General features: G+C 64.5%; 1 pseudogene. It reads left to right on the forward strand.

What is annotated here, in order from left to right:
• Nucleotides 1–800, forward strand: a pseudogene (locus tag EOA38_RS37890) (DNA-directed RNA polymerase subunit beta'); the annotation flags it as partial.

Here is an 800-nt window from a genome sequence, read left to right on the forward strand (position 1 = left end):
GTCGGAGGGCGGCGATGCACGCTTCCTGCTCTCGGTCGAGGCCATCCTCTCGGTCGAGCCGGGCGCGCATGTCCGCCCGGGCGACGTGCTGGCGCGTATCCCGATGGAAAGCGCCAAGACCAAGGACATCACCGGTGGTCTGCCGCGCGTTGCCGAACTGTTCGAGGCTCGCCGTCCGAAGGATCACGCCATCATCGCCGAGATCGATGGCACGATCCGCTTCGGCCGCGACTACAAGAACAAGCGCCGCATCATCATCGAGCCGCACGACTCGACGCTGGAGCCGGTCGAGTACCTGATCCCGAAGGGCAAGCCGTTCCATCTTCAGGACGGCGACGTCATCGAGAAGGGCGACTACATCCTCGACGGCAACCCGGCGCCGCATGACATCCTGGCGATCAAGGGCGTGGAGGCGCTTGCGTCCTACCTCGTCAACGAGATCCAGGAGGTCTACCGTCTGCAGGGCGTGTCGATCAACGACAAGCACATCGAGGTGATCGTTCGCCAGATGCTGCAGAAGGTCGAGATCACCACGCAGGGCGACTCGACCTACATTCCGGGCGACCACGTCGACGTGATCGAGCTGGAAGAGGTCAACGAGCGCCTGATCGAGGACGGCAAGAAGCCGGCCGAAGGTCAGCCGGTGCTGCTCGGCATCACCAAGGCCTCGCTGCAGACGCCGTCCTTCATCTCGGCCGCCTCCTTCCAGGAGACGACCAGGGTGCTGACGGAAGCCGCGGTTGCCGGCAAGACCGACATGCTGCAGGGCCTGCAGGAGAACGTCATCGTCGGCCGTCTGA

The organism is Mesorhizobium sp. M1E.F.Ca.ET.041.01.1.1 (assembly GCF_003997355.1).
In the GTDB taxonomy this organism is placed as follows: domain Bacteria; phylum Pseudomonadota; class Alphaproteobacteria; order Rhizobiales; family Rhizobiaceae; genus Mesorhizobium.